The 14,395-nt window shown below is 66.9% G+C and carries 12 protein-coding genes, 3 tRNA genes and 1 pseudogene; 6 read left to right on the forward strand and 10 right to left on the reverse strand.

The genetic code is table 11. From position 1 onward, the window contains the following. The coding region (locus tag BN13_RS03260) for a family 4 glycosyl hydrolase (protein ID WP_456152381.1) at positions 1 to 439 on the forward strand (439 nt) is incomplete at its 5' end. Positions 440 to 442: 3 nt separating this feature from the next. Here BN13_RS03260 and BN13_RS03265 read toward each other — a convergent pair. Further along, the gene (locus tag BN13_RS03265; protein ID WP_048544401.1) at positions 443 to 1,030 is read right to left on the reverse strand and encodes a DNA-3-methyladenine glycosylase I; all 588 of its coding nucleotides are present in this window, start codon (positions 1,028 to 1,030) and stop codon (positions 443 to 445) included. Between the two features lie 199 nt (positions 1,031 to 1,229). On the opposite strand from BN13_RS03265, the gene BN13_RS03270 reads away from it, so the two are divergent. From BN13_RS03270 to BN13_RS03280, 3 genes are all read left to right on the forward strand, one after another. Beyond that, positions 1,230 to 2,957, forward strand: a complete 1,728-nt coding sequence (locus BN13_RS03270; protein ID WP_048544403.1) for a right-handed parallel beta-helix repeat-containing protein — start codon at positions 1,230 to 1,232, stop codon at positions 2,955 to 2,957. Positions 2,958 to 3,219: 262 nt separating this feature from the next. Further along, complete coding sequence (locus BN13_RS03275) at positions 3,220 to 4,821, forward strand: Ig-like domain-containing protein (RefSeq protein ID WP_048544404.1); 1,602 nt, start codon at positions 3,220 to 3,222, stop codon at positions 4,819 to 4,821. Between the two features lie 123 nt (positions 4,822 to 4,944). Next, positions 4,945 to 6,663 (forward strand): hypothetical protein, encoded by a 1,719-nt coding sequence (locus BN13_RS03280; protein ID WP_157038407.1) that lies wholly within the window; start codon positions 4,945 to 4,947, stop codon positions 6,661 to 6,663. Positions 6,664 to 6,774: 111 nt separating this feature from the next. On the opposite strand, the gene BN13_RS03285 is transcribed toward BN13_RS03280, so the two are convergent. Next, a complete protein-coding gene (locus BN13_RS03285) occupies positions 6,775 to 7,017 on the reverse strand; it encodes a hypothetical protein (protein ID WP_162199906.1) in 243 nt (80 codons plus the stop codon). An 86-nt stretch (positions 7,018 to 7,103) separates the two neighbouring features. On the opposite strand from BN13_RS03285, the gene BN13_RS03290 reads away from it, so the two are divergent. Then, entirely contained in the window at positions 7,104 to 7,397 is a 294-nt protein-coding gene (locus tag BN13_RS03290; RefSeq protein ID WP_048544411.1) for a hypothetical protein, read from the forward strand. Here BN13_RS03290 and BN13_RS03295 read toward each other — a convergent pair. The 7 genes and pseudogenes from BN13_RS03295 to BN13_RS03325 all read right to left on the reverse strand — a co-directional run bounded on the left by BN13_RS03295 (position 7,387) and on the right by BN13_RS03325 (position 11,549). After that, positions 7,387 to 8,781, reverse strand: a complete 1,395-nt coding sequence (locus tag BN13_RS03295) for a hypothetical protein (protein ID WP_048544412.1) — start codon at positions 8,779 to 8,781, stop codon at positions 7,387 to 7,389. The genes BN13_RS03290 and BN13_RS03295 overlap by 11 nt on opposite strands. Before the next feature lie 144 nt (positions 8,782 to 8,925). Then, complete coding sequence (locus BN13_RS03300) at positions 8,926 to 9,429, reverse strand: methylated-DNA--[protein]-cysteine S-methyltransferase (protein WP_407667888.1); 504 nt, start codon at positions 9,427 to 9,429, stop codon at positions 8,926 to 8,928. A 223-nt stretch (positions 9,430 to 9,652) separates the two neighbouring features. Continuing rightward, a tRNA-Val gene (locus BN13_RS03305) sits at positions 9,653 to 9,727 on the reverse strand. Positions 9,728 to 9,750: 23 nt separating this feature from the next. Next, positions 9,751 to 9,821, reverse strand: a tRNA-Cys gene (locus BN13_RS03310). Between the two features lie 26 nt (positions 9,822 to 9,847). Continuing rightward, a tRNA-Gly gene (locus BN13_RS03315) sits at positions 9,848 to 9,920 on the reverse strand. A 195-nt stretch (positions 9,921 to 10,115) separates the two neighbouring features. Further along, positions 10,116 to 10,904: pseudogene (locus BN13_RS18515) on the reverse strand (YihY/virulence factor BrkB family protein); the annotation flags it as partial. Between the two features lie 117 nt (positions 10,905 to 11,021). Further along, on the reverse strand, positions 11,022 to 11,549 hold the full coding sequence (locus BN13_RS03325) for a hypothetical protein (RefSeq protein WP_048544415.1): 528 nt from the start codon (positions 11,547 to 11,549) through the stop codon (positions 11,022 to 11,024). Positions 11,550 to 11,644: 95 nt separating this feature from the next. Between BN13_RS03325 and BN13_RS03330 the strand changes: the two genes are divergently transcribed. Beyond that, positions 11,645 to 13,288 (forward strand): acyl-CoA dehydrogenase family protein, encoded by a 1,644-nt coding sequence (locus BN13_RS03330; protein WP_048544417.1) that lies wholly within the window; start codon positions 11,645 to 11,647, stop codon positions 13,286 to 13,288. A 13-nt stretch (positions 13,289 to 13,301) separates the two neighbouring features. Here the strand turns inward: BN13_RS03330 and BN13_RS03335 are convergent, their stop codons facing one another. Next, positions 13,302 to 14,360 (reverse strand): polyphosphate kinase 2 family protein, encoded by a 1,059-nt coding sequence (locus tag BN13_RS03335; RefSeq protein WP_084733537.1) that lies wholly within the window; start codon positions 14,358 to 14,360, stop codon positions 13,302 to 13,304. Positions 14,361 to 14,395: the final 35 nt, after the last annotated feature.

Below are 14,395 nucleotides of genomic sequence, written 5' to 3' on the forward strand. Positions count from 1 at the left end.
CTATATGGCGGCCGCCCGGGGGGTGGACGCGCACCGGCACGAGGAGGACCTCGTCAGCGGCGGGTATGAAGGCGTGGCACTGTCGCTCATGCGGGCGCTCGCGGGCGGCATACCCGCGCAGTTGATCCTCAATGTCCGCGCGGGGGCACAGGTCGGGCTGCCCGACGACGCGGTGGCCGAGGTCCCGTGCGCGGTCACCGCTCGCGGGGTTTCGCCGCGACCCACCACGCCTTTGGACTTGCACATGCAGGGCTTGGTCGCTCAGGTGAAGGACGTCGAACGGGCGACGATCGAGGCGGCGACCACCGGCTCCCGAGCGGCGGCGGTGCGGGCCTTCGCGCTCCACCCGCTGATCGACTCTGTCACGACCGCCCGCGTGCTGGTGCGCGACTACTGCGCCGCCAACCCCACGATCGGCGCGGTGCTGCGCTCGCGGTAAGGGTCAGGACCACACGCCGGACGTGCCGCGTCGGTGCGAGCCGAGCAGGTGGGTGTCGAGGATGCCGACGGCTTCCATCAGCGCAAACATCGTGGTCGGTCCGACGTGGGCGAAGCCGGCCCGCTTCAGCGCCTTCGACAGCGCCAGGGACTCCGGCGATTGCGTCGGAACGTCGCCCTGCGTCAGTGGGCGCGGGGTCTCGGTGGGCTGAAAGCTCCAGATGAAGTCGGCCAGTCCCCCGCTCTCCCGGAGTGCCACGGTGGCCCGAGCGTTCGCGATGGTCGCCTCGATCTTGCGTCGATTGCGCACGATCGAGGCGTCCGTCAGCAACCGGGCGGCGTCATCCTTGTCATAACCCGCGACCCGGTCCGGATCGAAGCCGTCGAAGGCCCGCCGAAAGGCGGGACGCTTGCGCAAGATCGTGGCCCAGGACAGCCCCGACTGGAACGCCTCGAGCGAGAGCCGCTCGAACAACCCGTGCTCGTCGCGCACCGGCATACCCCACTCGGTGTCGTAGTAGTCGCGCAACAGCGGATCGTGGGCCGCCCACGACGGCCGGCCCAAACCGTCTGCTCCCACAACGAGACTCACGCGCCCAGACTATGGCGCGGACGTATGGCCGTGCCCTCCCCGGGCGCCCCGACTCGGCACCCCTGCTAGCCGCGATCGTCCCCGGGCTCCTCAGGCGCGCGTGCTACCGTCGCGGCATCGGGAACGCTGCGGGCAGTTCCCTTCCGTGGGCGGGCACGGACCCGCCGGTGATGCTGACTCGAGCGGAGCTTTACGAACCATGTTCCTGTTGTCCTTGCCCATGCGACGCGCTCTCGGCATGGCGTTCGTCGGAGCGGGAGCGAGCGTTCTGGCACTGGGAACCGCGGGCATCGCGTCTGCGGCGAGCCCGGCGGCCGGGGCGCGCGAACCGGTGACCTTCGTCGTCAACTCGATCGGGGACGAACCCGATGTCACGCGCGACGGCACCTGCCTGACGGCATTGAAGAAGTGCACCTTGCGGGCGGCCCTGACCGAGGCGAATGCGGCCGGGGATCGCGCGATCATCAACTTCGGCATGCCCGGCACCGGGGCTCGTGTTCTGGAGATCGGGTCAGCGCTGCCGGCACTGACCAATCCGGCCGGCATCGTCATCGACGGCTACAGCCAGCCCGGCACGCTGCGCAATACGTCCCCTACGGCCAGCAATGCCCTGCTCAAGGTGGAGCTCAAGGGCAAGGGACCCGGCACGTTCGACGGCTTGGAGATCCTTAGCCCCAACAACGTCGTCACCGGCATCTCGCTCTACAACTTCACGAACCAGATCTCGATCCGGGGCAATAGGGCCGACAACAATCGGGTCGTCGGCAGCTTTGTGTGCACGAATGCCGCCGGGACAGTCGGGTCCGCGCCGATGGGCATCCAGATCGGGATCATGCTGCAGAAGGGGGCAAGCGGCAATGTCATCGGCTCGCCTGCCCTGGGCGACCGCAATGTCATCTCCGGCTGCGGCAATCGCGGCGTCTCGATGGCCTTCAAGCCGACGACCAACAATGTCGTGCAGAACAACATCGTCGGGCTCAACCCCTCGGCGACCGCGGCCCTGCCGAATCGCTCCATCGGTATCGACATCAACTACACGTCCAACAACACCATCGGCGGGACGCAGCCGGGCCAAGGCAATGTGATCTCCGGCAATGGCGGGTCCGGCGTCGAGGTGTCCCACACGAGCAACACCCACGACAACCTGGTCGCCGGCAACCTCATCGGTGCGGCGCCGTCGGGCGAGGCCACGTCATGGTCGGGCAATGCGTTGTGGGGCATCCGCTTCGAGGGCCCGAAGTTCTGTGGCACTCCTGGTCGGCCATTCCCCAATGGCTGCACGGCCGCCGATGTGTCCGAAGGCCTGCCGACCAATAACACGGCGCGCGCCAACGTCATCGTCGGCAATGGCAAGTCCGGCATCCTGATCGACAAGGGACACAACAAGGTCAAGGTCCTCGGCAACTGGATCGGGGAGACCAAGTCCGGAGCCTCCGCGGCGAACCAGGTCGCCGGCGTCGAGATTCAGCGGGGCAGCTTCGGCATGCTCATCCAGGGAAATCTGTTGGCCCACAATCCGGTCGGCGTCCGCATCTCCTCCACGGGGGCGTATCCCATCGGAATGGAGCAGCGCACCTACAACAACCGGATCACCAACAACCGGATGTGGGACGCCCTGGGCATCCAGTTCTCCTTCGCCTCCGGGGCCAAGATGGTGCAGAACGGTATGGCCGCGCCCACCCTTATGTCGGCACCCAACCGCATCGTCAAGGGCACCACGTGCGCCGGATGCAAGGTCGACTTCTACGTCGCCGATGGCCCGGGCCGGGAAACCGGCAAATCCCTGCTCAAGTCTGTCGTGGCCAGGGCCAATGGGTCTTTCTCGACGACCCTGAGCGGGACGAAAGGCACCCCGATCACGGCCACGTCCACGGACAAAACCGGGAACACCTCCCCGTTCGCCCCGGCGGTGGCGCTGCGTCGGTGAGCAGCGCAAACGGCATACCAGACCCGCTCACCCCGCGAACACGGGGGTGTCGTATGCGGGTTGGTGCGGTAGCCTGCCACGCGGGGTCCCCGGGGGGCCGCGGTCCGCCCCATTCACTCAATGCTGGGAGTAGCAATGTTCAGATCAGTTCGTCGGGCCTCGGCGCGCGCCGTGACTCGTTTGTCGACGGTGGCGCTCGGTGCCTCCGTCGTGGTTACGGGAGCTGCGGCCGTCGCCCCGACTGCCGGGGCGGCGCCCCGCCGTGACCTTTACGGTCAACTCGACCGCCGACCCCCCGGACTCGGGCAAGAACGGCCAGTGCAAGACGGCCACCAATGTCTGCACCTTGCGCGCCGCGCTGATGGAGGCCAACTGGGCGACCCAAGCGGTCACCGTCAACTTCAACATCGCCGGCAGCGGGACCAAGACCATCCAGATCGGCTCGCGCCTGCCCACCCTGACCAACAAGTCCGGCGTGACGATCAACGGCTACTCGCAGCCGGGCTCGTCCGTGAACACCTCCACGGTCGTCAGCAACGCCCAGATCAAGATCGAGATCCGCGGCAACGGTCCTACGTCGTTCGACGGCTTGGTCTTCCAGGGCACCAGCAACAACGTGGTGCGGGGCATCTCGATTTACAACTTCATCAACCAGATCTTGGTCACGGGGCTGACTGCCGACAACAACCGCATCGTCGGCAACATCGTGTGCACGAACGCTGCCGCGACGGTGCAGTCCGCCGTGAGCGGCAAGCAGATCGGCATCGTGCTTCAGAAGGGTGCCAGCGGCAACAAGGTCGGCACCCCCGCGCCCGCCGACCGCAATGTCGTCTCCGGCTGTGGCAACCGCGGGATCGTCTTGTCGTTCCAGCCCACGGTCAACAACACCATCCAGAACAACATCGTCGGTCTGACGCCCAATGGGGCGGCCGCGCGGCCGAACCGCTCGAACGCGGTCGACATCAACTACACCGACCACAACCTGGTCGGTGGCGATGGTCCCGGCATGGCCAACATCATCTCGGGCAATGGTGGCTCCGCCGTCGAGGACTCCCACGGCAAGGGCAACCACGACAACCAGATCGTGGGCAACCTCCTTGGGACCACTCCCACGGGTGCTGCGGCGTCGTATGCCGCGAACGCCCTCTGGGGTATCCGTTTCGAAGGCCCCTACTTCTGTGGCAAGCCGGGCAAGCCCAACCCCGGCGGGTGCACGGACGCGCAGGTCGTCGAAGGCGTGCCGCACAACAACTACGCGCGGGCCAATGTCATCGTCTCCAACCGGTCCGGCGGCATCATGATCGACAAGGGCCACAACCGCGTGTCGATCACCGGCAACTGGATCGGCGTGACGAAGTCCGGCTCCAACGCCGGGAACTCCATCGGCGGCATCATGCTGCAGCGTGGCCCCTGGAACCAGACCATCTCGGGCAACATCATCGCCAACAGCCCGACGGCTATTCAGATCTCCAGCGTTGGTGGGGACCCCACGGGCAAGGAGCAGACCACCTACGGCAACCTGATCAGCCGCAACAGCATGTTCAACACCAATGGCATCATCTTCAACTACGTCTCCTCGGCGTCGATGGTGCAGCACGGCATGAAGCCTCCGACGCTGGTCGCGGGCTCCGGCAAGAAGGTCACCGGCAAGACGTGCGCAGGCTGCACCGTCGAGCTCTTCGTCGCCGCGGGTAGCGGCGTGAAGGCCGGGCGCACCTACTTGGCGACCGTGACGGCCAACAGCGCTGGCACCTTCAGCGCCACCTTGTCGGGGGCCTCCAGCGGCTCCCCGATCACGGCGACCGCGACCAACAAGACGCGGGACACCTCACAGTTCCAGACCCCGGTCACGCTCAAGAGTTGATCGACGGTTGGCACAACAGGCCGGGTGGCAACAGCCACCCGGCCTGGTCTTTTGTGATAGGTGCGCTATCCTCACTCGGGCCCCATTGGGGGGGACCAATCCACTCAATCTTGGAGACTCACCTTGCTGAACCCGGTTCGCCCTGCCCGCCGTGGGGTGCGCGCGACGTTCGCCGTCGCGCTTGGCACGACGCTCGTGGCATCCGCCGCGGCCTTCGCTCCGACCGCCACCGCGGCCGCCGGGGCCACTTTCGTCGTCAACTCGACGCTCGACTCCGCGGATGCCAAGGCCGACGGGGTCTGCGCGACGTCCGCCGGCGACTGCACGCTTCGGGCCGCCATCATGGAAGCCAACAAGAACTCCGGTTCGGCCATCATCAACTTCAACATCCCCGGCAGCGGCGTTCAGACCATCGCCCCGGCGACCAAGCTCCCGGCGCTCACCAATGTCGCCGGGATCACCATCAATGGCTACAGCCAGCCGGGCGCCTCGGCCAACACCAACGCCCTGGTCAGCAACGCCCAGATCAAGATCGAGCTCAAGGGCAAGGGGCCGGGCACGTTCGACGGCATCGCCATCTCGACGCCTAACAATGTGGTGACGGGGCTGTCGATCTACAACTTCTGGAAGCAGATCTCCCTGATGGGCGACCCTGCCGACAACAACCGGATCGTGGGCAACTTCGTCTGCACCAATGCGGCCGGCACGTTCGGGACGACAACGGTCAACGCCCTCAGCCTCGGCATCCTCCTGCAACAGGGCCCGAGCGGCAACCGCATCGGCACGCCCGCCCTGGCCGACCGCAATGTCATCTCCGGCTGCGGCAACCGTGGCGTGACATTGTCGTTCGCGCCCACGACCGGCAATTACGTTCAGAACAATGTCATCGGGTTGACTCCGGACGGCACCGCGGCGCGCCCCAACGGCTCGCAGGGTGTGGACATCAACTACACCTACGGCAATATCGTCGGCGGCCTCAACGCCAATGAGGGCAACGTCCTCTCGGGCAACTGGGGCTCCGGCATCGAGGTCTCCCACGGCCGCAACACCAACTCCAACCTCGTCTTGGGCAACAAGATCGGGTCGGCCGCGGACGGGACCGTCGCGAGCTACGCGGCCAACTCGTTGTGGGGCATTCGCTTCGAAGGGCCGAAGTTCTGTGGTGACCCTGCTCGGGAGAACCCGGCTGGGTGCACGGAGGCCGGCGTCACCGAGGGTCTCCCCCACGACAACACCGCCATGAGCAATCTCATCGTGTCCAACAAGAAGGGTGGCGTCCTGATCGACAAGGGTCACCACCACGTCCTGCTGCAGAACAACTACATCGGGGTCACGCCCGCCGGGGTTCTGGGCGGCAACGCCATTGCCGGCATCCAGCTCCAGCGCGGCGTCTACGGCACGATGATCAAGCAGAACACCATCGCCGGCAACCCCGTCGGCATCCGCATCTCCTCCACCGGCAGCTACCCGACCGGCCCGGAGCAGCGCACGTGGATGAACACCATCACGCAGAACAGCACCTACTCGGGCACGGGCATCCAGTTCGTGTGGAGCTCGGCGGCAACGATGGTCCAGGACAACATCCAGCCGCCGACGATCGTCGCCGGTTCTGGCGGGACGGTCTCGGGCACGACGTGCGCCGGCTGCAAGGTCGAGGTCTTCGTGGCCGCCAACAAGCTCGGCCGGATGGGCAAGACCTACCTGACCACGGTCACGGCCAGCTCCTCAGGCGCGTGGAGCGCGTCGACGGGCCAGCCGGCGAACAAGCCCATCACCGTGACCACGACGGACGCGATCGGCAACACCTCGATCTTTGCGATTCCAGCCCTGACCAAGGCCTGACCGGGCAACTCACGGTGATCGGCAGTGGTGCCCCTGGTTCGTGCGCGAACCGGGGGCATCGCGACGTTCGGCGAGAGGTCACTTCACCCACCCGCACACAAGAAGACTCCCTCACATGAGCACCACGCTCACCTCCGTTCGGACCATAGCCGTCGGCGTCGCTTTGTTGCTCGGCGCTGCCGGTTGCTCCTCGACCTCGGACTCCGACACCTCCACCAGCGCCGTGAGCACGGCCGGCGCATCGAACTCCTCCTCCGCTGCCAGCTCCACCTCGGCAAGCGGGTCGACCTCGTCCTCCTCGGCGTCCGGAAGCTCGAGCGCATCGGAGTCGTCCTCGTCGAGCGCCTCGGCCAAGCCGCCGAAGCTTCCGAAGATGCCGAGCGCCGCAGAAGAACGACTCCAAGGGGGCTGCGGCATACGCTGCCTATGTCTTTGATGTCGTGAACTTCGCCTGGACCGAGCCCGAGGCGGGCGCCATCGCCAGCCTGAAGCGCGGCGACTCCGAGTTCTGCGACAAGCTCGAGGACTATGCCGGTGTCCTCAGCGCCAGCCAGCGGCGCTTCGAGTCGGATCCGTTCACCCTCGACAAGCCGATCGCGCTGGATGGTCGACTCCCTGACGCAGGGCTGATCGACCACGACGTGGGCTACGCCGCGTCTAAAGGTGGGCCCGCCGTCCAGTCGGACGGCGGGCCCACCTTTGTCGTTCATCAGGGCGTTGGGGTCATCCCGTGATCTTGACGAGCGTGACATCGGGGCCGACGTTCAGCTTCAGCGAGGTCACCGGCGTGGAGGGGGCGGTGGTGTCGCGAGTGAGGGAGACATCCTTGTGTACCTCGACCTTCTGCGGCGCGGCGAAGGTCAATTGCAGCGGCGAGGCCGTGCGCGGGATCGGGGCGTACTTGAGGTAGTCCCAGACCGACACCGGGCGCCATACGGCCAGCCACCACTCGCCAGGTCGCTTCTGGAGGAGGACCTTCTGCACGCCGGCGGCCGACAGGTCGGTGATCCGAACGGGCAGCGCGGTCGTGGCGAAGTCCGTCCCCCCGCCCAGGAGGATCGTCAGCTTCGAGACCGTCACCGCTTGCGGCTTCGGGGAGCCGTCCGGGCGGTAAAAGCCGAAATAGCGCTGGTACTGCGGCATCGCGCTGGGCTCGTCGTACAGCTCATACATGAAGGTGCGCTGCATGCCGATCCGGAACGCCTCGAGGTAGGCGCGGGGCATATAGGTGCCCGAACTCTTCTCGTCGATCCGACCCGTGTAGAGCCCGTTGGGGTCGTTGTTGTAGCCGGTCTCGGTGAGCATGATCGGCTTGTCTTTGGAGATGTTGTAGGCGTAGGAGCGGATCCGCTGGCGCAGATTGATCGCCTTCGTCAACTTGCCCGGATAGGTGTTGAACGGACTTGGCCGAGCCTCCGGCGTCGAGTCCTTGAAGACGGACTCCGGCTTCGCCCCGATGTAGTAGGAGTGCAGGTTGCCGGAGTCGAAGTAGGTGTTCATCGGACGCCCCTCAGCGTCTGTTTGCATGAGCGGGGCCGTGTTGGGCAGGTCGAATCCGACGAGCGCCGGACCGAGGATGTCAGTTCCGGGGGCGAGGCGACCGCGTTGGGCATTCAGATAGATCATCGACGCCTTCAGCGCCTCGGGCCAGTTGTTGACCCGGGGATAGACCTTGTCGTACTCGTTGAAGGTCTCCACGGCCTCGGTGTAGGGCGTCAGACCGTTGTCGATGATGTATTTGAGGCGCAGCTCGATCGCGGCCTCGATGTCGGCTTCGGTAGGGTCGGACATCATCGGCCGCAGCGCGGTGAAGTGCAGCCCATAACCGTTCTTGCCCAACAGAATCGACGTCTTGATGGCCCGGCCGTAGCCGGGGTCACCGGGGATGACATGGCTGTTGGTCCGGACGTGCTTGATCCCCAACTCGCGCAACTTCGCGAGGATGACCTCGCCCTTGGGGTATTCGCGATCGCTCAGGTGTGTGACGATGCCGAGCGAGTCGAGGAAGTCGGCAGTGCTCCGCGCCGGAATGGGCGGCGGGGGTGCCGCGGCCTCGGCCGTTCCGCCTCCCGGCGCGCTTGCGGTTGCCACCAGTGCGCTGGCGGTGACTCCGGCCATCGCGAGCCGAAGGAGGGCGCGTCGATGGTGCCGTCCAGGTTCTTGTATGTGGTCCACTCCCCCGAGGGTGCCTTGTCCTTGGCAGGCATGGTGTCACACGTTTCCCGTGGCTCCGGCATTCCGGAAAGCCGCAGCCACTGCGGCTCAGAAGAGCCGGCCGTCGTCCTCGGCTTCCGGACGCTCGAGCTCCAGCAGGAAGCGCTTGCGATCGAGGCCGCCCGCGTAGCCCGTCAGGCTCCCGTCCGCGCCGATGACGCGATGGCAGGGCACGATGATGCTGATCGGATTGACCCCGTTTGCGGCTCCCACCGCCTGGGCCGCGCCCGGGCGACCCAACGCCTGGGCGAGTTGTCCATAGGAGCGCGTCTCGCCATACGGTATGCCGCGCAGCAGCGCCCACACGGACTGGGAGAAGGCGTCTCCGCGGGGTGCCAGGGGAACGTCGAACTCCCGTCGGCGGCCGGCGAAATAGTCGCGCAGTTGGCTCTCCACGGCCCGGAACAACTCCCCCGGTTCCACCAGCGGCCCGAAGTCCGGCAGCCGGTCCCGGCGCCGGTGCGGGGCGAAATAGAGCCCGGTGAGCGCCTCCCCCTCCGCGACCGCGGTCAGGGGCCCAATAGGCGAGTCGATCACGGTATGCACGGGCACGGTCACGCAGGCAGTCATACCAGGTATGACGCGCCACCCGCTCTCCGTGTGAGCCCACCCCCCTTGCCGGATTCCCGCCCAATCCCAGTACCCGGCGCTTTGGGAGACCTTCTGACAGCCAGAAGGTCTCCCAAAGCGCCGGGAAGTCTCCCGAACTCGATTGGCCCGGAAATGCGAGCGGCCCCTGACCTGGCGTTTCCGCTGGTCAGGGACCGTTTTGTGCTGGTGGGCGATACTGGGTTTGAACCAGTGACCTCTTCCGTGTCAAGGAAGCGCGCTACCACTGCGCCAATCGCCCGGGGTCGTCCAGGGTCTTGCTCGAGGTGGAGACGGGATTTGAACCCGTGTACGCGGCTTTGCAGGCCGCTGCCTCGCCTCTCGGCCACTCCACCAAATGGGGGCCAAAATTAACCCTCCGAGCGGATGACCGGCCTCGAACCGGCGACCTCAACCTTGGCAAGGTTGCGCTCTACCAACTGAGCTACATCCGCACTGGCGACGTCCGAAGTTGCCTTCGTTCGTGCGCTCAGAGACCTTAACCGATCCAGGACCGCTTCCCCAAATCGTGGGTTTTCGCCGCCCTCCTCGGCGCCTTCGGGGAAGGGCGTCAGCGGCCGGCGCATGCGTTCGCGGAGCGTGACCACCTCGCGTTCGGCCGGCCGAAGCTGCAGTGTGGCGGCGTTGAAGGCGGCCCCGATCAACACCGAGATCGCGATGAAGTAGAACCAGATCAGCAGCACGATCGGGGTGGACAGCGGCCCATAGATCGAGCTGCCCCCAAGCGAGGCGGCAATGGTGCCGCGCAGGACATACGAGGCCAGCGCCCACAGGATCAACGTCACGACGGCACCGGGCAGGTCCCGCACCCATGGGGTCTTCTTCGGCGTGGCGATGTGATATAGCGTCGTCAATGTGGCCACGACCAACACCGTGACCACGGGCCAATACAGCGCCACCAGGATGTCGAGCCGATCCGGCAGGATCCGACCCAGCCACGTCGGCCCGATGAACATCAACGGGATCACTATGACGCCGATGACCAAACTCGCCAGATAGAGCGTGAAGCTCAGCGTGCGGGTTCGCACGATCCCGCGGACGCCGGACTGCCCATACATGATCGAGATCGTGTCCACGAAAACGTTCAGCGCCCGCGAACCCGACCACAGTGCGAGCACGAATCCGATCGAAATCAAATCACCGCGCCCACCGCGGAACACGTCACTCACCGTCGGTAGCAGCAGGTCGTCGATGATGTCCTGGGTGAGGAAGGTCCCCGCATACGTCTGGATTTGCCGGATGAACGAGTCGATGGTGACGTCGCCGATCCACGTGCCGAGGTAGCCGACGCCGCCGAAGAGGCCGAGCACCAGGGGCGGGAACGACAGCAGCGCGAAGAAGCCCGCCTCGGCCGCGAGGCCGGTGACGCGATAACGCAGGCAGACGCGGACGGTCTCGGCGACCAGGCGCGCGAACATCAGCACCCGCGGGAACCGGGCGAGGAGCCGCCGGAGCGCGCGCTTCTTCTCGACCACAGGTTCAACGGTAACTGTGACAGGTGTTTCCACTGGGACGACACACGGGCATGGCCGTGCTCACGATGCATTCACCGCCGGCCAGGTGTCCGGTCGGCAGGCGCGCTGGTCGAACTCGGCCCGCGTCCACACCTCCCCTTGCCGCACCAGGACATCTCCCTGAACCAATTTCTCGTATGCCGCGTCGCTCACCTCCACCGGGGTCGTCCCCCGCTGCGCGGAGGTCGAGGAGACGTCGATAACGGCCCGGTGCGCGTCTCGCAGGGGCAGCGGCCGATCGGCACTCCACGGCGCCGTCGGCGCGCCCGGGTCGACGGTGAACCGAGAACTCAGCGGCGACGACGACGTGAGGGTCAGGAGGGAGGTGTTGGTCGCCTCCGGCGAGTTCTCCGGCCGGTCGAGGGCAACGACCGTAATCCGGTCGAATGTGGCACCGCACGGATCCACCATCAGCACGGGGCTGCCCTGCGCGTCGAGCACAACCCCGACGATGCCGGTGATCTCCGTCTGGACCATGTTGCCGCACCCCACCAGCGACCCGGCCAGGACGATCGCTCCGACTGCCCAGGCACCACACCGAGTGTTCATGCCTCGATCCTGGCGCCGGTCCCGCCGCCACCGCGTGAGGCGGTCTACTCATCCTCGCCGGCCGCACCCCACCAGCCGCGACCTATAGTCCGCCCATGACGACGCACGAGGTCCGCAATCAGCCGCCACCCTTCGGCGGTTATGACCTCCTTGCCGGCGATCCCGCTCTGGTCGCAGCCCTAGACCGCTGGAGTCCGTCTCGCGGCGACGTGACCGAACTGGCCCGTCTTGCCGCGACGTCCGACCCCGCGCGCTGGGCCGATCAAGCCGACACCTATCCCCCGGTCCTGCGCACGCACGACGCCGTCGGCAATCGCCTCGACGAAGTCGACTACCACCCGGCATACCACGCGCTCATGACGGTTGCCGTGGGCCACGGTTTGGGCGCCGAGCCTTGGCTCGCGAACGCGGGCACGGGTGCCCACGTGCGCCGCGCGACCGGCTTCTACCTCTGGTCCCAAGTGGAGAACGCCCACCTGTGCCCCGTTTCCATGACGTATGCCGCGGGGCCGGCCCTGCGGCATACGCCGGCTCTCGCGGGGGAATGGCTCCCCCGGCTCGCCTCCCGGGTGTACGACCCGCGGCTGGTCCCCGTCGCGGACAAGGCCGGGGCGATCGTCGGGATGGGGATGACCGAGAAGCAGGGCGGCTCGGATGTGCGGGCTAACACCACGACGGCCACCCCCGACGTCGCCGGCCCGCTGGGCTCGGACAGCGTCCGCCTGACGGGGCACAAGTGGTTCTGCTCCGCCCCGATGAGCGACGGCTTCCTGGTCCTCGCCCAAGGGCCGGACGGGCTCGGCTGCTACCTGCTGCCGCGCGTTCTGCCCGACGGCACCCGCAACGCCTTCGCCATCCAGCGACTGAAGAACAAGCTGGGCAACCGGGCCAACGCCAGTTCCGAGGTCGAGTTCGCGGGCACGTGGGCGACGCCGGTCGGGGAGCCGGGGCGCGGCATACGCACGATCTTGGACATGGTCGCGGCGACGCGACTCGACTGCATCCTGGGCTCGGCGGCGACGATCCGGCAGGCGCTGGCGCGGGCGGTGCACCATACACAGCATCGGGCAGCCTTCGGCGCGACTCTCATCGACCAGCCGCTCATGCGTAACGTCCTAGCGGACCTGGCCGTGGAGTCGGAGGCAGCGACGCTATTGGCGCTGCGCCTGGCGCACGCGATCGACGAGGGCGAGAGCGACTTCGCCCGCCTCGGCGTGGCGATCGGCAAGTTCTGGGTCTGCAAGCGCACCTCCCCCGCCGTCGCCGAGGCCCTGGAATGCCTCGGCGGGCTGGGCTACATCGAGGAGAACGGCCTCGCCCGCCTCTATCGCGAGGCGCCGCTGAACTCGATCTGGGAGGGCTCGGGCAATGTCAACGCGCTCGATGTCCTGCGGGCTATCACGCGTGAGCCCGCCAGCCTCGCTGCCCTCGCCAAGGAGTGCGCCTTGGCTCGCGGAGCGATCTCGTTGGTGGACACCGCCATTGACGAGATCGAGAGCGTCTCCACCCAGGCGTATGCCGCGGACGCGCCCTGGCTGGCACGTTCCCTTGTCGAGCGGCTCGCCCTCACCCTGCAGGCGAGCTTGCTTGTGCGCTACGCCCCACCGGAAGTTGCCGAGGCGTTCGCGCTCACCCGGCTCGGCCCGGACCGCGGCCTGACCTTCGGGACGCTGCCCGCCGCGATCGCGTCGGGCGCGCCCGGTCGAATCCTGATCGACCGGGCCACGCCTCGCCGCTGAGTCGTCCCGCGATTCAGCTCTCAGCCAGCCGAGCCTGCTGCTCGGCCACGTCGAACTCCGCCGCCGGCCACTGCGGGTCGAGTCGGGTCAGGGCGTCGAGGAGGAGGTTCATCACGGCCAGGCGGGCGTACCACTTGGCGTTGGCCGGCACGACATACCAGGGCGCAACCTCCGTCGAGCACTTGTCCAAAACCGCCTGGTAGGCCTCCATGTAGGCGTCCCAATGGCCGCGCTCGTCGATGTCTCCCGGGTTGAACTTCCAGTATTTCTCCGGGTTGGCCAGCCGCTCGGCGAGCCGGGCCTTCTGCTCGTCCTTCGAGATGTGCAACATCACCTTGACGATCGTGATGCCAGCAGCCGCGGCGCGCTTCTCGAAGGCGTTGATCTGGGCATAGCGGCGCGCCCATTGAGCCCGCGGCACCAAGTCGTGCACCCGGACGATGAGCACGTCCTCGTACTGCGAGCGGTCGAAAACCCCGACCACCCCGGGCGTCGGCAGCGCCCTCTCGATGCGCCACAGGAACGGGTGCTCGCGCTCCTCGGCCGTGGGCGCCTTGAAGGCGGTGATGTCCACGCCCTGGGGGTCGACCGCTCCCACGACGTGGCGCATGATGCCGCCCTTGCCGGAGGTGTCCATTCCCTGAACCACGAGCAGGACCGAGCGCTTGCCGCCGGCTTTGGAATCGGCATATAGCCGCTCTTGGAGATCGGCGACCCTATCGGCGAGGCCGGCCATCATGGCCTCCCCCTCGGCCCGATCGCCCTCGAACCCGGGGTGGGATTCCGGATCGAGGTCGGCGAGGACGAAGTCGGGCCCTACCCGCAGCGCCCGCTCGAAATCGGCCGGTGATGGGGAGTCGCTCTTCGCGGCCTTGGCAGCCTTGGTCGTGGCGACCTTGGCGGCCTCGGCGGCTGCGGCCACCACGGCCTTGGCTTCGGCCTTGGCAGCCGACTTCAGGGCCGCGTTCTTGGCCGCCACTTCTTCGACGACGCCCTTGGCCGCCGCGAGCTTGACCTTGTCCTCGCGGGACTTCTTCTTGTCCTTCTTCTTGGCCTTCTTGTCCTTGCCCATGGCGGCATCATGGCAGGTCTCGCGCGAGACAATGC

It is taken from the genome of Nostocoides jenkinsii Ben 74 (genome assembly GCF_001046875.1).
GTDB lineage: Bacteria > Actinomycetota > Actinomycetes > Actinomycetales > Dermatophilaceae > Nostocoides_A > Nostocoides_A jenkinsii.

Coding starts and splice junctions, on each gene's coding strand:
- BN13_RS03325 (WP_048544415.1), bottom strand. CDS start 11,549: ATGAACACTCGGTGTGGTGCCTGGGCAGTCGGAGCGATCGTCCTGGCC.
- BN13_RS03330 (WP_048544417.1), top strand. CDS start 11,645: ATGACGACGCACGAGGTCCGCAATCAGCCGCCACCCTTCGGCGGTTAT.
- BN13_RS03335 (WP_084733537.1), bottom strand. CDS start 14,360: ATGGGCAAGGACAAGAAGGCCAAGAAGAAGGACAAGAAGAAGTCCCGC.
- BN13_RS03270 (WP_048544403.1), top strand. CDS start 1,230: ATGTTCCTGTTGTCCTTGCCCATGCGACGCGCTCTCGGCATGGCGTTC.
- BN13_RS03295 (WP_048544412.1), bottom strand. CDS start 8,781: ATGGCCGGAGTCACCGCCAGCGCACTGGTGGCAACCGCAAGCGCGCCG.